Raw genomic sequence first — 21,549 nt, 5'->3', positions numbered from 1 at the left:
ACCCGAGGAGGCAACGATGCTCATCCACGACCTGCTGCGGCGTACGGCCCGCGACCATCCCGATCGCACCGCACTGCTGCTGACCACCGGCGACGACTCCCGCACCTATGCGGAGCTGCTCGAGCGGACACACCGGCTGGCCAACGCGATCGGCGACCTCGCCGAGCCCGGTGACCGGGTCGCGATCCTCTCCGACAACAGCATCCCCTACGTCGAGGCCTACTACGGCGTCCCGGCGGCCGGCGTCGCGCTCACGACCCTCAACACCCGGCTGCACCCGAAGGAGTGGGCGTGGATCCTCGAGAACGCCGAGGCGAGTGTGCTGCTGGTCCAGGAGCAGTACCTGGCGGCGATCCGGGAGCACCTGGCCGGGCTGAAGGCGCTGCGCCATGTGGTCGTGATCGGTGAGCCCGTCGACGACCTGCCGACGTACGAGGCGCTGCTGACCGCGGCCTCGCCGGAGCCGTCGACGCGGGCCGTGTCCGAGGACGACGTCGCCTGGGTGATGTACACCAGCGGCACCACGGGCTTCCCGAAGGGCGCTCAGCTCACCCACCGCAACCTGGTGACCTCAATCCTGCAGTCGGTGCTGGAATACGAGCCGGGTCCGGAGACCCGGTTCCTCAACGCGATGCCGCTGTGCCACGTCGCCGGCTACCTGACCCCCGTCAACCTCTTCCACGGCGGCACCGTGCTGATGATGCCGGGCTGGGAGCCCGAGGCCTGGATGCAGGTCGTGCAGGAGCACCGGATCACCAGCGGCGGCTTCGCGCCGACGATGATGGCGATCCTGCTGGCCCACCCGCGCATCGACGACTACGACCTGTCCAGCCTGGAGTGGATGGGCTACGGCGCCTCGAAGATCCCCGCCGAGCTGCTCCGTCGCACCCTCGACCGCTTCGGGCCGATCGTGTACGCCGGCATGGGGATGACCGAGCTGGCCGGCAACATCCTCACCCTGGACAGGGAGGCGCACCGGCGCGCGGCAGCGGGCGAGGAGCACCTGCTCGACGCCGTCGGCCGGCCGATGCAGCTGGTCGACCTGCGCATCGTCAACCCGGACGGCAACGACTGCGCCGTCGGCGAGATCGGCGAGATCTGGGTCCGCGGCGATCAGGTGACCGTCGGCTACCTCGGCAACCCGGAGGCGACCGCAGCCTCCTTCACCGGCGACTGGTTCCACAGCGGCGACCTCGCCCGCCGCGACGAGGAGGGCTTCCTCGCCATCGTCGACCGGGCCAAGGACATGATCATCAGTGGCGGCGAGAACGTCTACTCCGCCGAGGTCGAGAACGTCCTCCACGAGCACCCCGACGTCGCCGAGGCCGCTGTCATCGGTCTCCCGCACGAGGTCTGGGGCGAGCAGGTCGTCGCCGTCCTCGTACGCCGTCCGGGAGCCGAGGTCACCGACGACGAGGTCATCGCCCGCGTCGGGGATCGGCTGGCCGCGTACAAGCGGCCCAAGCAGGTCGTCTTCCTCGACGAGCTCCCGCGTACGGCGACCGGGAAGGTCCGCAAGCACGACCTTCGCACGGCCCTCGGGACGGAGGTGACGGCGCGATGACGAACCGCCCGAACCTCCCTGCCACCGCCCGCTTCACCGCCCGCCGCCGATCGCTCTTCGGCGCCGCCGGCGCCGCGGTCCTCGGCGCCCTCGGCACCACCACTCTCGCCGGCTCCGCCGACGCCCACCCCGTCTCACGAAAGCGCAGGAAGAAGATGAAGTTCTCCGTCGTCGCGACCGGACTGCAGTTCCCCGAGGGCCCGGTCGCCCTCCCCAACGGCGACGTCCTCGTCGTCGAGGTCATCGCAGGCACCCTGACCCGGATCACCCCCGACGGCACCAAGACCGTCGTGGCCGACGTCGGTGGCGGCCCCAACGGCGCCGCGATCGGCCCCGACGGCCGCGTCTACATCGCCAACAACGGTGGCCTCAACGCGTTCCCCGTCGGCGGTTACGTCTTCGCCGGCGGCATCCCCGCCGACTACGTCAGCGGCAGCATCCAGGCCGTCGACCTGGAGACCGGTGCGGTCGAGACTCTCTACACCTCGTGCGACGGGCAGGACCTGCGCGGTCCCAACGACCTCGTCTTCGACGAGCACGGTGGCCTCTACTTCACCGACTACGGCAAGAGCGACGGCGTCACCGGCGACCGTGGCCGCCTCTTCTACGCCCAGCCCGACGGTTCCTCGATCACCCAGATCGCCGGCGGGATGGAGGGCCCCAACGGGATCGGACTCTCGCCCGACGGCGGCCGCCTCTACGTCTCGGAGACCTACACCGCCCGCGTGTGGTGGTGGGACGTGACCGGCCCCGGCCAGATCAAGGGCGGCCAGACGCTCGGCGGGTCCGGCAACGGCAACTTCCTCTACACCGCCTCCGACTACACCAACTTCGACTCGCTCGGCGTCGACGCGGCCGGCAACGTCTGCGTCGCCTCGCTCATCACTCACGGCATCTCGGTGGTCAGCCCCGACGGCGACCTGGTCGAGTTCCTCGACATCGACACCGACGGCGACCCCGGGATCACCAACATCTGCTGGGGCGGACCCGACGGACGTACGGCGTACGTCACGGCCTCCAGCACCGGCAAGCTGCTCAAGCTCGACTGGCCGCGCCGCGGTCTCCGGCTGCCGTTCTGCGACCGGGCCGGCAAGTGAGCATCGAGGCCGTCGTCGACCGCTTCTTCACCGCCGTCGAGGCGGGAGACACCGCGACGCTCACCGAGATCTACAGCCCCGACGCGGGCATCTGGCACAACTACGACGACGTCACCCAGACCCGCGAGGAGAGCCTGCGGACGCTGGGCTATCTCCATCACGTCGCCGGTCCGATGCGCTACACCGAGGTGCGTCGTGAGGTCGTCGCCGACGGTGTCGTGCAGCAGCACGTCGTCGTGCTGTCCGGGCGTGCCGAGGGCCTGCGGATGCCGGCGATGCTCCGCATCGTCGTCGACGGCGACCGCGTCCGACGGATCGAGGAGTACGTCGACCCCGCACCGCTCAACCAGCGGCTCACCCAGTCCAGCGCCCACGAGAACAGGAGGAACTGATCGATGGAGTCCTTCATCCAGCTCCGCAAGGGGACCACGCCGCGGCGGATGCACGCCGACCTCGAGGGTCTCAAGGACGACGAGCTCGGCCGCTACGGGTTCGTCGGCCGCAGCGCCCATCTCTACCACCGCAACGACCCGACCGACTTCCGGGCCGAGGGCAGGCTCGCCGGCGTCGACCTGATGACGACGGGCCTCGAGCCCACCGACCTGGCCGACCCCGCGGGCACCCCGGTGCTGATGTTCAGCAACGAGGACTGCCGGATCTCGCTCAGCCGCCGGGCCGAGGCCCACCCGTTCTACGTACGCAACGTCGACTCCGACGAGCTGCACTTCGTGCACGAGGGCACCGGACGGTTCGTCACCGAGTTCGGACCGCTGACCTACCGACCCGGTGACTACGTCTACATCCCGAAGGCCACGACCTACCGGATCGAGCCCGACGGCGGGGGCGAGCCGGGCTGCCGCCTGGTCATCGAGGCGACCGAGGAGTTCCGGGTGCCCGAGCCCGGCGTGCTGGGCCGGCACTTCCCCTTCGACCCGGCGCTGATCACCATCCCCGAGGCGGAGCCGGTCGAGGACGACGGCCGCGAGGAATACGAGGTCCGGCTCTACCACTCCGGGGAGACGACCTCGCTCTTCTACCCGCACGACCCGTGCGACGTCGAGGGCTGGCGGGGCGACAACTTCCCGTTCACCTTCAACATCGAGGACCACGACGTCCTCGGCTCCGAGTCGATGCACCTGCCGCCGACCGTGCACCTGTTCCTGCAGGCCACGGGCGTGTACGTGATGCACTTCCTGCCCCGCCGGGCGGAGATGCGACCGGGCACCGAGCGGTTCCCCTGGTATCACCGCAACGTCGACTTCGACGAGATCGCCTTCTACCACGGCGGCAACGTCTTCGGTCAGAAGATGCCTCCGGGCCTGATCTCGCACGCGCCGCAGGGCGTCCACCACGGCGCCCCCGAGAAGGCGCGGGAACGCGCCCGCCGACGCTTCGACGAGTTCGACCGCGTCGAGTGGAAGATCATCGCCGTCGACACCCGGCGCCGGCTCACGCCGAGCCCCGAGGTGCTGGCGGCCGCCATCCAGCCCGACCCGGAGGTAGCCCTGTGAGCACCACGAACAGCACCGACTTCGCGACCCACACCTACGACCGGGTGCCTTACCTGGTCGTCTTCGAGGACACCTCGGCCTACCGCGACACCTACGGTGGCGAGGGCGACATCGTGGCGTTGGAGAGCTACAACCTGCGTCCCCATGGCGTCGAGGCCGACACCGTCATCATGTTCATGCACCCGATCGGCGGCGGTGCGTACCTGCCGATGATGAACGCGCTGGCCAAGGCCGGGCACCACGTCATCTACTGCGGCAGCCGCTACCGGGGCGTCGACTCGGCGCTGCTCATGGAGAAGGTCGTCCAGGATCTCGGCGCCGCGATCCGCGACGCCAAGGAGCGGCTCGGCTACACCAAGGTCGTCCTCGCCGGGTGGAGCGGCGGCGGCTCCCTGTCGCTCTACTACCAGCAGCAGGCGCAGAAGCCGACGGTCACCTCGAGCCCGTCGGGCGACGGGCCGGATCTCACCCAGCTGGACCTGATCCCCGCGGACGCGCTGATGCTGCTCGCCGCCCACGTCAGCCGCCACGGGACGATGACCGAGTGGATGGACGCCTCCATCCTCGACGAGAACAACCCCGAGATCCGTGATCCCGAGCTGGACCTCTACAACCCCGACAACCCCAACCAGCCGCCCTACACCGAGGAGTTCCTCACCCGCTACCGCGAGGCGCAGATCGCCCGCAACCGGCGGATCACGGCATGGGTCAAGGCGCAGCTGGCTCACCTGCGGGCGACCGGCCGCGAGCGGGAGGAGCGGGCCTTCGTCGTCCACGGCACGATGGCCGACCCGCGCTGGCTCGACCCGGCGGTCGACCCCAACGACCGCAAGCCCGGGGTCTGCTACCTCGGCGACCCCGAGATCGTGAACAACAGCCCGGTCGGCCTCGCCCGGTTCACCACGCTCCGCAGCTGGCTGTCGCAGTGGAGTTACGACGACGCCCACGGCGACGGGGTCGAGTGCGCCGCCGACCTGCAGATCCCCACGCTCGTGATCGGCAACAGCGCCGACGACGCCTGCACGCCCAGCCACACCCAGCGGCTCTACGACGCGGTCGGGCACCCCGACAAGCAGCTGCACGTCGTCCCGGGCGCCACCCACTACTACGGCGGCAAGGACCAGCGCGGACCGCTGGGCGAGGCGGTCACCACCATCACCGCCTGGCTGACCGAGCGCGGATTCGCGACCCGCTGACCGACGTACCCAAGACACAAGGAGCAACCCCCATGACCGAGGCCGTCATCGTCGAGGCCGTACGCACCCCCATCGGCAAGCGGTTCGGCTCGCTGTCGGGCTGGCACCCGGCCGAGCTGGCCGCGGAGACGCTCAAGGCGCTCCAGCAGCGCACCGGCATCGACCCCGTCGTCGTCGACGACGTGATGTTCGGGTGCGTCACCCAGGTCGGGCCGCAGAGCACCAACGTCGCCCGCACCGCGGTGCTCGCGGCGGGCTGGCCCGACAGCGTGCCCGCCACCACGATGGACCGCCAGTGCGGCTCGTCGCAGCAGGCGATCAGCTTCGCCGCGCAGTCGATCATGGCCGGTGTCAACGACGTCGTCGTCGCCGGTGGCATCGAGTGCATGTCGACCGTCCCGATGTTCTCCAACGCGCCGGCGGGTGACATCACCGAGGTCTACGGCGACGTCGCCCAGCAGCGCTACGCCGACCGCTCGGCCTTCGGGCACACCGGCCTGGTGCCCCAGGGCATCTCGGTCGAGATGATCGTCGAGCGGTGGGGCCTGACCCGCGAGGAGCTCGATGCGTACGCCCTGCGCAGCCACCGGCGCGCGGCGGCCGCCCGCGACGAGGGGCGCTTCGAGCGGGAGATCGCACCGGTCCGGGTGAAGCGCCGGGACAAGGAGACCGGCGCCGTCACCGTCGAGGACGGCAGCGTCGCGGTCGACGAGCCGATCCGCGACGCCACCTCGGCCGAGTCGCTGGCCGGTCTCAAGCCGTCGTTCATCCCCGACGGCCGGGTCACCGCCGGCAACGCGTCCCAGATCGTCGACGGATCGGCGGCCGTGCTGCTGATGAGCCGCGAGCGGGCCGAGGAGCTGGGTCTGCGACCGCGTGCCGTCGTACGCCACATGAGCGTCGTGGGCGACGACCCGGTGCAGATGCTCACCGCGCCGATCCCGGCGACCCAGGCGGTGCTGAAGCGGGCCGGGCTCAGCGTCGAGGACATCGACCTGTTCGAGTGCAACGAGGCCTTCGCCCCGGTCGTGCTGGCCTGGCAGCGGGAGACCGGCGCGGACCCGGAGCGGGTCAACGTCAACGGCGGCGGGATCTCCCTGGGGCACCCGCTCGGTGCCTCCGGTGCCCGGCTGATGGTCACGCTGCTCCACGAGCTCGAGCGTTCGGGCGGCCGCTACGGCCTGCAGACCATGTGCGAGGGCGGTGGCATGGCCAACGCGACCATCATCGAGCGGGTCTCGTGACCGCGGCCACCGAGGAGCTGCGGGCGCCGTCGACCGACCTCACCGACCTGACCGGTCAGGTCGCGGTGGTGACCGGCGCGTCCAGCGGCCTGGGTCGGCGCTTCGCCGAGGTCCTGGCCGCCCGGGGTGCGACGGTCGTCGCGGCCGCCCGCCGGCTGGACCTCCTCGAGAAGCTCGCCGCGGACCAGGACCGGGTGGTCCCGTTCCGCTGCGACGTCACCGACGAGGCCGACCGGGCGGCGCTCGTCGCCCGGGCCGAGGAGCTCGGCGGGGTCGACGTGCTGGTCAACAACGCCGGCTGGGCCGAGGCCCTGCCCGCCGCCGAGCAGCCGCTCGACTCCTTCCGGCGCACCCTCGAGATCGACCTGACGGCACTGTTCGCGCTCAGCGTGGAGGCGTACGCCTCGATGCGCGCTCGCGGTGGCGGCTCGATCGTCAACATCGCCTCGGTGCTCGGCATGGTCGGCTCGGCCCCGGTCACCCAGTCGGCGTACGGGGCGGCGAAGGGCGGAGTCGTGACCCTCACCCGCCACCTCGCCTGCGAGTGGGCCCGCGACGGGGTCCGGGTCAACGCGATCGCTCCGGGGTTCTTCCCCAGCGAGCTGACCGCGGACATGTTCGCCGACACCTCCGCCCAGCAGTGGCTGCGGCGCAACACCCCGATGGGACGTACCGGACGGGGCGACGAGCTCGACGGCGTACTGCTGCTCCTCGCCGGACCCGGCAGCAGCTACCTCACCGGCCAGGTGCTGGCCGTCGACGGAGGGTGGACCGCACGATGAGCCGCCGACTGTTCGACGAGACCCACGAGGACTTCCGACAGAGCTTCCGGGCCTTCGTCCGCGCCGAGATCGTGCCGCACCACGACCGCTGGGAGGAGGCCGGCCGGGTCGACAAGGAGATGTTCCGGGCCGCCGGTGACCAGGGCTTCCTCGGCATGGCCGTGCCGGAGGAGTACGGCGGTCTCGGTGCCGACGACTTCCGCTTCCACGTCGTGATCATCGAGGAGCTGCAGCGCGCCAACGTGATCGGCTCCGGCATGTGCATCACCCTGCACAACGACGTGGTGCTGCCCTACCTTCTCGGTGCCACGAACGAGGAGCAGAAGCGCCGCTGGCTGCCGGGGTTCGTCTCCGGCGAGCTCATGGGCGCGATCGCGATGACGGAGCCGGGCGCGGGCTCGGACCTGGCCGCGGTCCGGACCTCGGCGGTCCGCGACGGCGACGACTACGTCGTCAACGGGGCCAAGACGTTCATCACCAACGGCCTCAACAGCGACCTGATCCTGACCGTCGTACGCACCGATCCCACCGAGCCGCACCGCGGCCTGAGCCTCCTGGCGGTCGAGGCCGGCACGCCCGGCTTCGAGCGTGGCCGCCATCTCGACAAGATCGGCCTGCGCAGCCAGGACACCGCCGAGCTGTCCTACAGCGACGCCCGCGTCCCGGTCGCCAACCTGCTGGGCGAGCCGGGCTCCGGCTTCGGCACCCTGATGGCCAACCTCGCCCAGGAGCGGCTCTCGCTCGCGGTGTCGGGTGTCGCGGCGGCACGCGTCGCCCTCGACTGGACCCTGGACTACTGCCGTGAGCGCGAGGCGTTCGGGCAGCCGCTGACCGGGTTCCAGAACACCAAGTTCGTGCTCGCCGAGCTCAGCACGGCCATCGACGTCACCCAGGTGTACGTCGACGACCTGGTCGAGCGCCATCTGCGGGGCGAGATCGACGGCGTCGACGCGGCGAAGGGCAAGTGGTGGGCCACCGAGCTGCAGAAACGGGTCGTCGACCAGTGCCTGCAGCTGCACGGTGGCTACGGGTTCATGCGCGAGTACCCGATCGCCCGGGCCTACCTCGACACCCGGATCCAGACGATCTACGGCGGCACCACCGAGATCATGAAGGAGATCATCGGACGCACCCTCGGGGCCGCTTCGTGAGCGTGCGTCATGAGCTGGCCGACGGCGTCCTGACCATCACCCTCGACCGTCCCGACAAGCTCAACGCGATGACCGACCCGATGTGGTCGACGCTGCGCGACCTGCTCGACACGGCGAGCGGGGGAGAGGTCCGGGTCGTCGTGGTCACGGGCGCCGGCGGCGCGTTCTGCGCGGGCTCCGACGTCGGCGGCCTGCTGGGCCATCCCGAGCTCCTCCCCGAGCGGATGCGGATGTCGAACGCCTGCATCCTCGCCCTGCGCGAGCTCGGCGTCCCCACGATCGCCTCGGTCGACGGCGTCGCCGCCGGTGCGGGTGCCAACCTGGCCCTGGCCTGCGACTTCGTCATCGCCTCGGACCGCAGCCGGTTCCTGCAGCTCTTCATCCGGCGCGGGCTCTCGCTCGACAGCGGCGCCAGCTGGCTGCTTCCCCGGCTGGTCGGCCATCGCCGTGCCCTGGAGCTCGCCCTGCTCGGCGACGAGGTGGGTGCCGACGAGGCGCAGGCCTGGGGTCTGGTCAACCGGGTCGTCGCGCGCGCGGAGCTGGCCGGTGCCACGACGGCGCTGGCGACGCGGCTGACGAGCGCCTCGCCGATGGCGCTGGCCGGCACCAAACGACTGCTCGAGAACGCCTGGCAGCAGACGCTGGCCGAGGCCCTCGAGGCCGAGATCGCCAACCAGGTCGCGGTCATCGCCTCACCCGAGGCGGACGCCGCGATCGGTGCCTTCAACAGACCGAACGACAAGTAGACAAGTAGGAGTGGACGTGGAACTGACCAACAGCTCGGCGATCGTGACCGGCGGTGGCTCCGGCCTCGGCGAGGCCGTCGCGCGCAGGCTCGCCGCCGAAGGCCTGGCGGTGACGGTGATCGACCTCGACGCGGACCGCGGCGGGCGCGTCGCCGCCGAGATCGGCGGAATGTTCCGTCGTGCCGACGTCGCCGACGCCGACCAGGTGATCGACGCCGCCGAGGCCGCCCTCACCACGGGCCCGCTGCGGGTCGCGGTCAACTGTGCCGGGATCCCCAGCCTGTCCCGCACCGTCGGGAAGGACGGGAAGTACGAGTCCGCCCACGACCTCGGCGCCTTCCGCAAGGTGGTCGAGGTCAACCTGATCGGCACGTTCAACGTGGTGCGGCTCGCGGCCACGGCGATGTCGCGCAACGAGCCCGACGCCGACGGCGCCAAGGGCGTCATCGTCAACACCACCTCCGTCGCCGCCTTCGACGGCCAGATCGGCCAGGTGGCGTACAGCGCCTCCAAGGGTGGCGTCGTCGGCCTGACCCTGCCGCTCGCCCGTGACCTGGCCGCGGTCGGCGTCCGGGTCAACACGATCGCCCCCGGACTCATCGAGACCCCCATCTACGAGACGGTCCCGGACCCGGAGGCGTTCAAGGCCAAGCTGGCCGAGGGTGTCGTCTTCCCGCGCCGGCTCGGCGTCCCCGAGGAGTTCGCCTCGCTCGCCTGGGAGCTGATCCACAACCCCTACCTCAACGGTGAGGTCATCCGGCTCGACGGCGCGATCCGGCTGCCTCCGCGCTGATCAGGTGACGTACTGGCCCATCAGCACGTGGATCAGGCGGCGGCCGACGGACATGGCGTGGTCGCGGTCGGAGCCGGCGAGCCCGAGGAGCGGGTCCAGGCCGCGTACGTGAGGGCCCAGGGCGATGTGCGGGAGCAGCATGATGATGGCGGCGACGAGGGCGTCGCGGTCGGTGTCCTCACGGAGGGCGCCGATCGCGAGGCCGATGTCGACCATGCCGCCGATGACCTCGAGATAGTCGACATAGACGGCCTCGCGGACGGCGGCGAGCGCCTTGGGGTTGTGCTCGAGGTTGGCCGAGACCAGCATCTGCCGGTGACGCGGGTGGTCGTAGAAGTAGTCGATCCACGCGTCCATGAGCATCTTGACCGAGCCGAGGTAGTCGGTCATCCACGGGAAGTCGGCGCTCGCCACCTCCATCGCCGTCCGGATGTCGTGGCTGGCCCGGGCGATCAGGTGGACGAAGAGGTCGGACTTGTCGGGGAAGTACTGGAACAGGCTGCCCTTGGAGATCCCGGCCTCGCGGCAGATCGTGTTGAGGCTGGCGGCGTTGTAGCCCCGGACCCCGAACTCCTCTTCCGCTGCCCGGCGCACGGCATCGCGTTTGGCCTCCGGGAGACGCTCCCAGGTCGGCGTAGGCAATGGCGCCACCCGCCCTCTCTCGTGGCTGGACGCTCGCATCGTAGCGTGCTTCGGGTGGGTCCCTTGACCGTGCCGCAGCGACACCCCTAATCTGTGACCGGTGGTCATATGACCATCGGTCACGTTCGGGCGGAGGCGCGATGTCGAGTACTGGTAATGACATTCTGAGGCGCCGTTCCCAGGCCGTCGCCGAGGCGGTGGCGTCCCGCTTCGCGCCGACGACCTACGCGCAGGTGGACCGGGTCGGTCGCACCGAGGTCCGGTTGACGATGCCGCATCACCTCGTCGAGTTCGAGCTGGACTGGATGGACGACCTGGTCGAGGTCTTCGTCCAACCTCTGGGGTCGGGGAGACATGCTCGGCAGCGGCTGGTCGGGATGCTCCCCGCCTACGACCGAGCACTGTTCGAGAGCGAGACCAGGCGAGCGGTCGGTCGCGGGGGCCTGCGTGGCATGGCCGCCCAGATCGACGCCGCCGCCCGCGCGTTCGAGCTGTTCTGCGACGACGCGCCGGCCTGTCGCGAGGCCGGCTTCTGACCCGAGCGGTCACCCGAGCGGGAGCGGGCCGCTCTCCTTGGTGTTGCCGAACGCGAACGTGGTCTCGATCGAGGCCAGGGCGGGCATCGTGCGGAGGTTGTCGCGCAGGAACTGCTCGTACGTCTCGAAGGACGAAGTGACGATCTTCAGCAGGTAGTCGTGGTCGCCGGCCAGGACGTACGCCTCGGTGATGTCGGGGATGGCGCGCAGGTGCTCCTCGACGGCCTCGACCGCCTCGGTGGTGTGGGTGGCCATCTTGATGCGTACGAAGGCGGTGATGTTCATGCCGACGGCGTGCGGGTCGACGACGGCGCGGTAGCCGCTGATCACGCCGGCCTCCTCCAGGGCGCGTACGCGGCGCAGACACGGCGAGGGGGAGAGGCCGACGCGGTCGGCGAGCTCCTGGTTGGTCAGACGGCCGTTCTGCTGGAGCTCCCAGAGGATGTGCCTGTCGGTCTCGTCGAGCGTGCGCATGGTGGCAGATTCTGCCACTGAGCGATGTGATCGCGGCAGATTCGGCAATCATGTGCGCTCGTCTTGTCTCTATCGTGGCGCGACATGAGGAAGTATCTGGGTTGGTCGGCGCTGGCGGCCACGGTCGCGCTCTGGTCGTCGTTCGCGCTGAGCACGCGCGGCATCGGCGGCTCCAGCCTCACCGTCGCCGACGCGGCGTTCCTCCGGTTCGCGACACCCGTCGTCCTGCTCGCCCCGCTGCTGCCGAGCACGATCAGGGCCGTACGCCGCGAGCGGCCCGCCGTCCTCGCGCTGCTGCTCGTGGGCGGCCTCCCGCACTTCCTCGTCTTCGCGTTCGGAGCCCAGCTGACCAGTGCGGCGCTCACCGGGATGCTGGTCCCGGGCACGGTGCCGCTGTTCGTCACCCTGCTCGCCTTCGTCGGCGGCCGGACCTCGATCCCGCCCCGGCGGGTGCTCGCGCTGGGGCTCATCACTGCCGGGGTCGGGGTCAGCGGGTTCCTCGTCGGCGGTGGAGCGTCCCTGGGCGGGGTCGGCCTGCTCCTCGTCGGAGGGTTCGCGTGGGCGGTGTTCACGATGGGGCTGCAGCGTACGAGCCTGACGCTGCTGCAGATGGTGCTGACCGTCTGCGCCGTCTCGAGCCTGGCGCTGCTCGTCCTGGCTGTCTCCGGCGTGATGCCGTCGCACCTGCTCGCGGGCACCGCCGAGCTCGGCGACGTCGCGGTTCTCACGGTGCTCCAGGGCATCGGGACCGGCCTGGGGTCGACGCTCTGCTACGCCTTCGCCGTCAAGGCCCTGGGTGGCGGCCCGGCCTCGGTCGGGGGTGCGGTGAGCCCGGTGCTGACGGCCGTCCTCGCGGTCCCGATCTTCGGTGAGCGCATCGGCCTCGGCCTCGCTGTGGCCCTCGCTCTGATCGTGGCCGGGGTGGCCACCTTCAACCGGCCCGGGGCCGTTCCGGACTCAGCCGACGATGCGGCCGGCGTCGAGGCGGATGACGTGATCGGCGGCGGCGATGCTCTCCTCGTCGTGGGTGACACAGGCGATCGTGGCACCGCGGGCGGCCTCCTCGGCGAGGATCTCGCGGGTGCGCTGCCGGCTGGCGGCGTCGAGCCCCGCGGCCGGCTCGTCGAGGAGCAGGATCTCGGTGCGCTGGACGATGCCCTGAGCCAGTAGCGCACGCTGGCGCTGACCGCCGGAGAGCTCGCCGAACGTACGCTGCTCGAGGCCGGTCAGCCCGACGCGCTCGATCGCCTCGGCGATCGCGGCCTGCCGGTCGGCCCATCGGACCCGGCGGCCCCAGGTCCCGATCGCGACGACGTCGCGGACGGTCACCGGGAGCGCGTCCGGCGTCGAGGGTCGCTGCACGACCAGCGCGAGCCGTCCGTGGCGGCTGACCGTGCCGCGCCGGGGGTTCCGTACGCCCGCGAGCAGCTCGACGAAGGTCGACTTTCCCGAGCCGTTCGGCCCGGCGACGGCGGTGACCGTACCGGGCGAGAACCGGGCGCTGACGTCGTGGAGCACGTCCTCGCCGTCGTAGCCGAAGCAGAGGCCGTGAGCGGACAGGGACGGGGAGTCGGTCGATTCGAGCGGGAGCACGCGCCTCACTATAGCAATTGGTAACCATTCTCATTAACCGTTAGAGTCCCGCTCCGTGCCATCGATCACCGAGCCGTTCCGGACCGACTTCATGCTGCAGGCGCTGGCCGGCGGCGTCCTCGTGGCGGCCATCTGCGGAGTCGTCGGCACCTGGGTCGTGATCCGCGGGATGGCCTTCCTCGGCGAGGCGATCGGGCACGGGATGCTCCCCGGCGTCGCCCTCGCGACGGTCCTCGGCGCCCCTGTCATGGTCGGCGGCGCGGTGAGCGCGATCGTGATGAGCGCGACGATCGGGGCGCTCCAGCGCCGCGGCCGGATGACGTACGACACCAGCATCGGGCTGCTGTTCGTGGCGATGCTCTCGCTCGGCGTCATCATCATCTCCCACTCCCGCAGCTTCGCGACGGACGCGACGGCGATGCTGTTCGGCGACGTGCTCGCCCTCGGGCCCGACGACCTCACCGTCCTCGCGATCGCGCTGGTGGTCACCCTGGCCGTCGCGATCGGCTTCCATCGCGCGTTCGTCGCCTCGGCCTTCGACCCGCGCATCGCCCGTACGTTGGGCCTGCGTCCGCAGCTGGCGCAGGTGATGCTCGTCGGCCTGGTGACCCTCGCCGTGGTCGCCTCCTACCAGGCGGTCGGCTCGCTGCTCGTGATCGCGCTGCTCCTCGCGCCGGCGGTGGCCGCGGGGCAGTGGACCACGCGGATCCCCACGACCATGGCCTGCGCCGCCGCGATCGGCGCCGTCGCGGTCTTCATCGGCCTGACAGCGTCCTGGTACGCGGGCACCGCCGCCGGAGCGTCCATCGCCTGTGCGGCCATCCTCACCGCGGTCACCTCGGGGCTGCTCCGCAGCGCCCTCGGTCTGCTTCGACGTCCGTCCCCCACCTCCGAAAGGACCCCATGCACCGCAGGACACTCGCCGGCATCGTCACAGGGCTGACCCTGGTCGCCGCCGGATGCGGCACCGCCACCCCGGCTGATGACGCGGACGCCGACCCGGGCTCCGGGAAGGACCACGGCGCCGTCGAGGGCGCGCAGGAGGTCGCCGAGCCGCAGCTGCACCTGACCACGATCGACGGCACCGGAACCGTCGCCCAGCTCGACCTCCTCGAGGGGAGCTCGGCCGAGGTCGGGCGGATCGGCGAGCCGAGCGCGGTCGACTCCGACGGTCGCTACCTGTTCGCGACCACCGCCGACGGCGTGGAGATCGTCGACAGCGGGATGTGGACCTGGGACCACGGCGACCACTTCCACTACTACCGGGGCGAGCCGACGCTGCTCGGCACGGTCGATGGGACAGGTGCGGCGACGGTCGCGACCGGACCGCTGTCGACGGCCGGGGCGACCGGGGTCTTCTTCGCGGGTAGCGGCGAGGCGGTCCTGCTCGACAACGAGGCCCTCGCCGACGGCGAGGTACGCGAGCTGTTCCGGGTGGAGGGCGAGCCCCACGAGGGCCTGGTCGTGCCCGTCGGCGACGGGGCCCTGGTGACGGTCGCCCAGGACGGCACGGTCACCGGGCTGCGCCATCACGACGCCGACGGCGACGCGGTCGGGGAGCAGATCCCCTGTGCCCGGGCGAGCGGCACCATCACCACCAAGGTCGGCGTGGTCGTCGGCTGCGCCGACGGTGCGGTGCTGGCCACCGAGTCCGACGGCGAGCTCGAGGTCGAACGGATCGACTACCCGAAGGGCACCACGGAGCCCAGAGCCATGAGGTTCGAGGGTCGCAAGAACCGGCCGACGGTCGCGGCGCTCTCGGGCCGGACCGGGATCTGGCTCCTCGACACCCGCGAGCGGACCTGGACCCACCTCGACGCCGGCGTACCGCTGCGTCAGGTGGTCGCCGCCGACGACGAGGACGGGCACGTGCTCGCCCTCGACACCACCGGCCGGGTGCGTGTCTTCGCCGCCGAGAGCGGCAAGCAGCTCGCCGTCACCGAGCCGCTGACCGACGCCACGTCACCAGGGGTCGACCTGGTCGTCGACCAGGAGCGGGCCTACCTCAACGTGCCGGCCGAAGGGGTCGTCCACGAGATCGACTACGCCGACAGGGCACGGATCGCGAGGACGCTCGAGACGCCCACCGCTCCGGTGTTCTTCACGGAGACGGGCCGATGAGGCGCCTCATCGGGGTCGTGGCCGTCACGATGGCACTCACCGGCTGCGCCGGAGCAGCCGACGGCGACGACCGCCCGCACATCGTGGTGACCACCAACATCCTCGGCGACGTCGTAGCGAGCACGGTCGGCGACGCCGCCCAGGTCACCACCCTGATGCGGCCCAACGCCGACCCGCACTCCTTCGAGATCTCGGCCCGCGAGGCCGCGATGATGCGCGACGCCGACCTGATCGTCTCCAACGGGCTCGGGCTCGAGGAGGGCCTCCAGCGCCACCTCGACCGGGCGGCCGACGCCGGCGTCGAGACGTACGTCGCCGGTGAGCAGATCGATGTCCTCGACTACTCCGACGGCGACGCCGAAGGCACCCCGGACCCGCACTTCTGGACCGACCCGGCGCGGATGCTCGACGTCGTCGACGGCCTCGAGGCGGCGGTGACGGACATCGACGGCATCGACGAGCAGGCCGTGGAGCAGGCAGCGGCGGCGTACGTCATCGAGCTCGACGAGCTCGACCGGGAGATGACCGACTCCTTCGCGAGCATCCCGGAGGAGCATCGCAGCCTGGTCACCAACCACCACGTCTTCGGCTACCTGGCCGACCGGTTCGGGTTCCGCGTCGTCGGCGCGGTGATCCCGGGCGGGACGACGCTGGCCGCGCCCAGCGCCGCGGACCTGCGCGACCTGACCGAGGCGATCGAGCAGGCCGGCGTACGGACGATCTTCGCCGAGTCCTCCCAGCCGGACCGCCTCATCCAGGTGCTCGCCGACGAGGCGGGCGTGGATGTCGAGGTCAGCGAGCTGTTCACGGAGTCCCTGACCGAGAAGGGCCAGGGCGCCGACACCTATCTCACCATGATGCGCGCCAACACCGAGCGCATCACCAGCGGGCTCTCACCAGGGCCCACCGATTGAAAGGCACACCATGCAAACCCCACAGAACCGTGCCCTCCGAGCCGTCACGGCGGTGGCCGGCGTATCGCTGGCGCTCTCGGCGTGCGGCCCCACTGCCGAGGGCGAGGAGTCGGCGACCCCGAAGGCCGAGGAGGGCAGCCGCCTCGCGGTGACCTACGCCAACGGGATCGCCGTCCTGGACGCGAAGTCCCTCGATGTCGTCGAGGAGTTCGAGACCGAGGAGTTCGTCCGCGTCAACCCGGTCGGCGACGACCGCAACATCGCGGTCACCACCAGCAAGGGCTTCCAGGTGCTCGACACCCGGACCCCCGAGCTGACCGACCTCGTCTTCTCGGCCGACACCGGCGGGCACGTCGTCCACCACGGCGACAACACGGTCCTCTTCGCCGACGGCAGCGGCGAGACGACCATCTTCGAGACCGCCGCTCTCGGGGATGCCGGGAAGCTCCCCGAGACGACGACCTGGACGGCTCCCGATGCCCACCACGGCGTCTCGATCGTGCTCGAGAACGGCACCCTGCTGACCACGGTCGGCACCGAGGAGAGCCGCTCGGGAGCGATCGCCCTCGAGCCCCAGGGTGACGGGTTCGAGCAGGTCGCCGCCAATGACACCTGCCCCGGCATCCACGGTGAGGGCACCGCGGCCGAGGAGGCGGTGGTCTTCGGCTGCGAGGACGGCGCCCTGCTCTACCGCGACGGCGAGTTCGAGAAGCTCCAGGCCCCCGACGCGTACGGCCGGATGGGCAACGCGTACGTCTCCGAGACCAGCCCGATCATCGTCGGTGACTACAACACCGACCCCGACGCCGAGGGTTACCTGCTCGACACGGTCACGCTCATCGACACCGAGAAGAGCACCTTCAAGCCGGTCGCGCTGCCCGAGGGTGTCGAGTACACCTTCCGCGACGTGGCGCGCGGCCCGGAGGACCTGGCCTACATCCTCGCCACCGACGGCTCGATCCACGTCCTGGACCCCGCGACCGGCAAGATCACCGACGAGTTCCCGGTCGTGAAGCCCTGGGAGGGGCCGGCGGAGTGGCAGGACCCGCACCCGGCGATCAAGGTGAGCGGCGACATCGCGTACGTCACCGAGCCGGCCAGCAACACGGTGCACGCCGTCGACCTCACCTCCGGTGAGGTCACCGCCTCGGTCGAGCTCGACGAGCAGCCGAACGAGATCGCGGTCGGCTGAGTCTCGTGTCCTGTCGTGCTCGGCTCAGTCGCCCGCCGGAACCACCATCGGCGTACCGGCGACCGGGTCGGGCACGACGACGCACGGCAGCCCGAACGCCTTCTCGACGACCTCCGCGGTGACCACCTCGGCCGGTGGCCCCTCGGCGAGGATCCGGCCGTCGGCCATGACCACGAGATGGTCGCTGTAGCGGCAGGCCAGGTTGAGGTCGTGCAACACCGTGACGATGGTCCGCCCGGTCTCCCGGTTGAGCGTGCGCAGCAGCCGGAGCAGGTCGACCTGATGACTGATGTCGAGGTACGTCGTCGGCTCGTCGAGCAGCAGCAGGTCGGTCTGCTGGGCGAGCGCCATCGCGATCCAGACCCGCTGCCGCTGGCCCCCGGACAGCTCGCGCAACGGACGGTCGACGAGCGCGCCCGTGTCGGTGGCCAGAAGAGCCTCGGCGACCGCCTCCTCGTCGCGCGCGCTCCAGTGGCGGAACCAGCCCTGATGCGGGTGGCGTCCGCGCGCGACCAGGTCGCCGACCGTGATCCCGTCGGGCGCGACCGGGGTCTGGGGGAGCAGCCCGAGGATCCGGGCGACCTCGCGGGAGCCGCGGTCGAGGATCGGGGTCCCGTCGAGCAGCACCTCGCCGGCGGACGGACGCAGCAGCCGGGCGAGGCCGCGCATCAGCGTCGACTTGCCGCAGGCGTTGGCGCCGACGATCGCCGTCACCCGCCCGTCGAGCACGTCGAGGTCGAGCCGGTCGACGACCACGCGGTCCTCGTAGCCGAGCGACAGCTCGCGCGCCGCGAGCCTCGGCGCCTGCGGGATCTCCGTCATCCGCCCATCCCTCTCCGGTTGGTGGTGGCGATGAGCCACAGCAGGTACGGCGCGCCGACGGCGCCGGTGACGACGCCGGTCGGAACCTCGACCGGCAGCAGGTTCATGGCGACGTAGTCGGCGATCAGGCATACGATCGCGCCCACCGCGCCGGCGGCGACGATGCCGCCGCGGGCGCTGCCGAGCAGCCGGTCGGCGACCGGCCCGGCGACAAGGGCGACGAACGCGATCGGACCGGCGACCGCGGTGGCCAGCGAGGTCAGCAGCACCCCGGTCGCGATCAGTGCGAGCCGGGTCGCCTCGATGCGTACGCCCAGGCCGCGGGCGGTGTCGTCGCCCAGCTCGACCGCGCGGAGCATCCGCTGGAGCAGCGGCACCAGGGGCGCGAGCACGACGAGGGCGATCAGCAGCGCGTTGTTCTCCGCGTCGCCGGCCTGCCCGATGGAGCCGGTCAGCCAGTGCAGCGCGGCCCGGGCCTCGGTGAGCGAGGTGCGGGTGAGCAGGTAGCCGGTGACGCCGGTGCAGAACGCCGCCGTGCCGATCCCGATCAGCACGAACCGGTAGCCGGTGATGCCGTCGCGCCAGGCCAGGACGTACATCGCGATCGCGGTCAGCAGACCGCCGCCGAAGGCCAACACGGGAAGGCTCACCCCGGCGAGGGCGGGCACCGCGATACCGGCGACGGCCGCGACGCTGGCGCCCGCCGAGATGCCGACGAAGTCGGGGGAGGCCAGCGGGTTGCGCAGCAGCTGCTGGAAGATCGTGCCGGCCGCGCCGAGGGCCAGCCCGACGCACACGGCCGCCTTGACCTGCGGTCCGCTCAGGTCGCGCACGATGAAGTCGACGGCGGCGTGGTCGCGCAGATGGAGCAGCGAGGCCAGCACCTGGTCGAGGCTGAGCTGGACCGAGCCGAAGCAGAGCGTGAGCAGGGCCAGGACGGCGGCGACGACGAGCAGGACGACAGGTACGACGCCCGCGCGGACCCGACGGCTGCGGCGTGTGCGCCGCAGGTCCGTGACGGTCTGGGGCAGGACGGTCTGGGGCAGGACGCTCATAGGTCCGCCAGCCGGGCGTAGCGGACCAGTAGCACGAAGAACGGGGCGCCGATGATGCCGAGGACCACCCCGACCTGGAGCTCCCCGGTGCCGCCGAGGACGCGACCGAGGATGTCCGCGCCGAGCAGCAGCAGCGCACCGAGCACCAGCGAGTAGGGCAGGACCCAGCGGTAGTCGGGACCGCACAGGAAGCGCGCCACGTGGGGCACCACCAGACCGACGAAGACGATGGGACCGCACGCCGCGGTCGCGGCGCCGCAGAGCAGCCCGACGACCAGGAACGACAGGATCCGGGTCCTGGTCAGGGAGACACCCAACCCACGGGCGGCGTCGTCACCCAGGGCCAGGGCGTTGAGCCAGCGACCGCACAGCAGCGCCAGGACGACCCCGACCACCAGGAACGGGGCCACCCCCGTCACGATCGGGGCATAGCGGCCGGCCAGCGAGCCGACCTGCCAGAAGCGGAACTGCTGCTGGGCGTCGAGGTCGGTGAGCAGCAGCCCGGTCGTCACCGCGGTCAGCCCGGCGGTGATCGCGGCCCCGGCGAGGGCCATCTTCACCGGCGTCGCGCCCTCCCGTCCGAGCGAGCCCACCGCGTAGACCAGCACGGTCGCGGCGAGCGCCCCGGCGAAGGCCGCGACGACGTGGAACCCGAGCGAGCTGATCCCGAGCAGGGTGATCGAGCCGACCACCGCGAAGGCGGCCCCAGCGTTGACGCCCATGATCCCCGGGTCGGCGATGGCGTTGCGGGTCAGTCCCTGCAGCAGGGTGCCCGCGAGCCCGAGAGCCGCGCCCGCGAGGAGTCCGAGCACGGTCCGGGGGACCCGCAGACGTACGGTCACCGTGTCCTCAACCGAGGAGGAGGTGGTGAAGTGCCGGAACGCGTCGAGGACCTCGCTCAGCGCGATGTCCCGCGACCCGAGCGTCACGCTGAGGAAGGCGAGGACGGGCACGAGGGCGATGAGCAGCAGCAGGCCGACGGCGAGCCCGGAGGCCCGCCGTCGTCGTACTGGTGTGGGGGTCGCCGCGGTGGCGACGGAAGCGGTCACCGCCGCGTCAGTCGCCGATGGTGTCGTCGACGTCGGCCAGGTCGGCGGTCAGCTTGGTCAGGGCGTCGGCGTAGTCGGCGTAGGTGTGCAGCCAGAAGGCGGGCCACTCGATGACCTGGCCCTCCTTCGCCGCGCGGATCGACGTCCAGGTCGGCTGGCCCTCGGCCGTCTTCGTGGCGTCCACGAAGGTGCGGCTGTCGATCAGCAGGACGTCGGGCTGGTACTTGTCGGCGTTCTCCCAGCTCAGGTTCTCCCAGTAGGGGAAGTCCGGGTCCGGGGAATCGGGCGTGACGATCTGCAGACCCCACTCGGTGAAGTCCAGCAGCTCCGGGGCGTACTCCGGGTTGGCGGCGTAGAGCAGGTCGTCCGCGGGCGAGACTGCAAGGGCGGTCAGGTCCTTGTCCTTCATCGCGGTCTCGAACTCGTCGCGGGCCTTCTCGAAGGCCTCCTTGTCCTTGGCACCCTGCGAGTTCTCCACATCCGCGCCGAGGCTCTCGGCGAGGTCCTCGTAGCCCTCGGCCAGGTTGAGGATCGAGCCACCCTGGGACGGGCCGACCAACGGGGCCAGGTCGGCGATCTTCTTGCTCTTGGCCTTCGTGCCGTTCTCCACGCCCGAGTGGGCCTTCTCGGCCGGCCACCAGTCGGCGACGATCAGGTCCGGATTCAAGGTGGACGCCTTGGCGACGTCGATCGAGCCCCACTCCTCACCGAGGATCTCGACGCCGGTCAGGTCGACGCCGTCCAGGTTCGGGTCGGTCTTGACCGACTCGTCACCGTAGATGCCGACCGGGCGGATGCCGTACGAGATCAGTGCGGCGGCCGCGGGGGCGTGCGCGATGATCCGGGTCGGCGTCTTGTCCGTCTTCACGACCTCGCCCGAGCCGTCGGTGAAGCTCCACGGACCGTCAGGGACCGAGGACGCACCTGACGCCGGCTTCGCGCCGTCGTCGTCGGCGATGTCGGAGGAGCAGGCGGACAACGCCAGGGCCAGGGCTGCGGCAGCGGCCGTGGCTGCGGCGAGGTGGGGTCTCATGAGGTGAGGCTAGCCTAATTTCCCCGCGTTGTGG

Annotated in this window: 22 protein-coding genes and 1 pseudogene; 16 read left to right on the top strand and 7 right to left on the bottom strand. The window is 71.1% G+C overall.

Going from position 1 to position 21,549, the window contains the following annotated elements:
• Positions 1 to 16: 16 nt before the first annotated feature.
• From ACIRON_RS01025 to ACIRON_RS00980, 10 genes are read left to right on the top strand one after another with little or no spacing between them, the layout of a single operon-like run.
• Positions 17 to 1,564, top strand: coding sequence for a long-chain fatty acid--CoA ligase (locus ACIRON_RS01025; RefSeq protein ID WP_402987773.1), 1,548 nt, complete (start codon positions 17 to 19; stop codon positions 1,562 to 1,564).
• A complete protein-coding gene (locus tag ACIRON_RS01020; protein ID WP_402987770.1) occupies positions 1,561 to 2,661 on the top strand; it encodes an SMP-30/gluconolactonase/LRE family protein in 1,101 nt (366 codons plus the stop codon). Before ACIRON_RS01025 ends, ACIRON_RS01020 begins: the two co-directional genes overlap by 4 nt.
• A complete protein-coding gene (locus tag ACIRON_RS01015) occupies positions 2,658 to 3,053 on the top strand; it encodes a nuclear transport factor 2 family protein (protein WP_402987767.1) in 396 nt (131 codons plus the stop codon). The genes ACIRON_RS01020 and ACIRON_RS01015 overlap by 4 nt, the downstream gene beginning before the upstream one ends.
• 3 nt (positions 3,054 to 3,056) lie before the next feature.
• Positions 3,057 to 4,172 (top strand): homogentisate 1,2-dioxygenase, encoded by a 1,116-nt coding sequence (locus tag ACIRON_RS01010; protein ID WP_402987765.1) that lies wholly within the window; start codon positions 3,057 to 3,059, stop codon positions 4,170 to 4,172.
• Positions 4,169 to 5,368 (top strand): serine aminopeptidase domain-containing protein, encoded by a 1,200-nt coding sequence (locus tag ACIRON_RS01005; protein WP_402987762.1) that lies wholly within the window; start codon positions 4,169 to 4,171, stop codon positions 5,366 to 5,368. Before ACIRON_RS01010 ends, ACIRON_RS01005 begins: the two co-directional genes overlap by 4 nt.
• A 32-nt stretch (positions 5,369 to 5,400) precedes the next feature.
• Positions 5,401 to 6,612 (top strand): thiolase family protein, encoded by a 1,212-nt coding sequence (locus tag ACIRON_RS01000; protein ID WP_402987760.1) that lies wholly within the window; start codon positions 5,401 to 5,403, stop codon positions 6,610 to 6,612.
• On the top strand, positions 6,609 to 7,394 hold the full coding sequence (locus ACIRON_RS00995) for an SDR family NAD(P)-dependent oxidoreductase (RefSeq protein WP_402987757.1): 786 nt from the start codon (positions 6,609 to 6,611) through the stop codon (positions 7,392 to 7,394). Before ACIRON_RS01000 ends, ACIRON_RS00995 begins: the two co-directional genes overlap by 4 nt.
• Complete coding sequence (locus tag ACIRON_RS00990) at positions 7,391 to 8,545, top strand: acyl-CoA dehydrogenase family protein (protein ID WP_402987754.1); 1,155 nt, start codon at positions 7,391 to 7,393, stop codon at positions 8,543 to 8,545. Before ACIRON_RS00995 ends, ACIRON_RS00990 begins: the two co-directional genes overlap by 4 nt.
• Complete coding sequence (locus ACIRON_RS00985) at positions 8,542 to 9,291, top strand: enoyl-CoA hydratase/isomerase family protein (protein ID WP_402987751.1); 750 nt, start codon at positions 8,542 to 8,544, stop codon at positions 9,289 to 9,291. The genes ACIRON_RS00990 and ACIRON_RS00985 overlap by 4 nt, the downstream gene beginning before the upstream one ends.
• A gap of 16 nt (positions 9,292 to 9,307) precedes the next feature.
• Positions 9,308 to 10,084 (top strand): SDR family NAD(P)-dependent oxidoreductase, encoded by a 777-nt coding sequence (locus tag ACIRON_RS00980; protein ID WP_402987748.1) that lies wholly within the window; start codon positions 9,308 to 9,310, stop codon positions 10,082 to 10,084.
• Here ACIRON_RS00980 and ACIRON_RS00975 read toward each other — a convergent pair whose 3' ends face one another.
• The gene (locus tag ACIRON_RS00975; protein ID WP_402987745.1) at positions 10,085 to 10,726 is read right to left on the bottom strand and encodes a TetR/AcrR family transcriptional regulator; all 642 of its coding nucleotides are present in this window, start codon (positions 10,724 to 10,726) and stop codon (positions 10,085 to 10,087) included.
• 140 nt (positions 10,727 to 10,866) lie between these two features.
• Between ACIRON_RS00975 and ACIRON_RS00970 the strand changes: the two genes are divergently transcribed.
• Positions 10,867 to 11,262: a hypothetical protein gene (locus ACIRON_RS00970; protein ID WP_402987742.1), complete on the top strand. Its 396-nt coding sequence runs from the start codon at positions 10,867 to 10,869 to the stop codon at positions 11,260 to 11,262.
• 9 nt (positions 11,263 to 11,271) lie between these two features.
• On the opposite strand, the gene ACIRON_RS00965 is transcribed toward ACIRON_RS00970, so the two are convergent.
• Entirely contained in the window at positions 11,272 to 11,736 is a 465-nt protein-coding gene (locus ACIRON_RS00965; RefSeq protein WP_091045195.1) for an Lrp/AsnC family transcriptional regulator, read from the bottom strand.
• A gap of 84 nt (positions 11,737 to 11,820) precedes the next feature.
• On the opposite strand from ACIRON_RS00965, the pseudogene ACIRON_RS00960 reads away from it, so the two are divergent.
• Positions 11,821 to 12,657, top strand: a pseudogene (locus tag ACIRON_RS00960) (EamA family transporter); the annotation flags it as partial.
• A gap of 36 nt (positions 12,658 to 12,693) precedes the next feature.
• On the opposite strand, the gene aztA reads toward ACIRON_RS00960, so the two are convergent.
• Positions 12,694 to 13,329: a zinc ABC transporter ATP-binding protein AztA gene (aztA, locus tag ACIRON_RS00955; RefSeq protein WP_402987739.1), complete on the bottom strand. Its 636-nt coding sequence runs from the start codon at positions 13,327 to 13,329 to the stop codon at positions 12,694 to 12,696.
• Between the two features lie 55 nt (positions 13,330 to 13,384).
• Here aztA and aztB point away from each other — a divergent pair, with 55 nt between their 5' ends.
• The 4 genes from aztB to aztD are packed head-to-tail and all read left to right on the top strand — an operon-like array spanning position 13,385 to position 17,556.
• A complete protein-coding gene (gene aztB / locus ACIRON_RS00950) occupies positions 13,385 to 14,272 on the top strand; it encodes a zinc ABC transporter permease AztB (RefSeq protein ID WP_402987736.1) in 888 nt (295 codons plus the stop codon).
• Positions 14,233 to 15,450, top strand: a complete 1,218-nt coding sequence (locus ACIRON_RS00945) for an ABC transporter (protein WP_402987733.1) — start codon at positions 14,233 to 14,235, stop codon at positions 15,448 to 15,450. Before aztB ends, ACIRON_RS00945 begins: the two co-directional genes overlap by 40 nt.
• Positions 15,447 to 16,364 carry a zinc ABC transporter substrate-binding protein AztC gene (aztC, locus tag ACIRON_RS00940; RefSeq protein ID WP_402987730.1) on the top strand — a complete coding sequence of 306 codons (918 nt, stop codon included), beginning with the start codon at positions 15,447 to 15,449 and terminating at the stop codon, positions 16,362 to 16,364. Before ACIRON_RS00945 ends, aztC begins: the two co-directional genes overlap by 4 nt.
• A 10-nt stretch (positions 16,365 to 16,374) precedes the next feature.
• Positions 16,375 to 17,556: a zinc metallochaperone AztD gene (gene aztD, locus ACIRON_RS00935; RefSeq protein WP_402987724.1), complete on the top strand. Its 1,182-nt coding sequence runs from the start codon at positions 16,375 to 16,377 to the stop codon at positions 17,554 to 17,556.
• 24 nt (positions 17,557 to 17,580) lie between these two features.
• Here aztD and ACIRON_RS00930 read toward each other — a convergent pair whose 3' ends face one another.
• The 4 genes from ACIRON_RS00930 to ACIRON_RS00915 are packed head-to-tail and all read right to left on the bottom strand — an operon-like array spanning position 17,581 to position 21,515.
• A complete protein-coding gene (locus ACIRON_RS00930; RefSeq protein WP_402987722.1) occupies positions 17,581 to 18,378 on the bottom strand; it encodes an ABC transporter ATP-binding protein in 798 nt (265 codons plus the stop codon).
• Positions 18,375 to 19,433 carry a FecCD family ABC transporter permease gene (locus tag ACIRON_RS00925; protein ID WP_402987719.1) on the bottom strand — a complete coding sequence of 353 codons (1,059 nt, stop codon included), beginning with the start codon at positions 19,431 to 19,433 and terminating at the stop codon, positions 18,375 to 18,377. Before ACIRON_RS00925 ends, ACIRON_RS00930 begins: the two co-directional genes overlap by 4 nt.
• Positions 19,430 to 20,482 (bottom strand): FecCD family ABC transporter permease, encoded by a 1,053-nt coding sequence (locus ACIRON_RS00920; protein ID WP_402987716.1) that lies wholly within the window; start codon positions 20,480 to 20,482, stop codon positions 19,430 to 19,432. Before ACIRON_RS00920 ends, ACIRON_RS00925 begins: the two co-directional genes overlap by 4 nt.
• A gap of 7 nt (positions 20,483 to 20,489) precedes the next feature.
• Positions 20,490 to 21,515 carry an ABC transporter substrate-binding protein gene (locus tag ACIRON_RS00915; protein WP_402987713.1) on the bottom strand — a complete coding sequence of 342 codons (1,026 nt, stop codon included), beginning with the start codon at positions 21,513 to 21,515 and terminating at the stop codon, positions 20,490 to 20,492.
• Between the last annotated feature and the right edge of the window lie 34 nt (positions 21,516 to 21,549).

The organism is Nocardioides sp. NPDC101246 (assembly GCF_044767415.1).
In the GTDB taxonomy this organism is placed as follows: Bacteria; Actinomycetota; Actinomycetes; order Propionibacteriales; family Nocardioidaceae; genus Nocardioides.
This window is presented reverse-complemented; position numbering and strand designations above follow the sequence as displayed.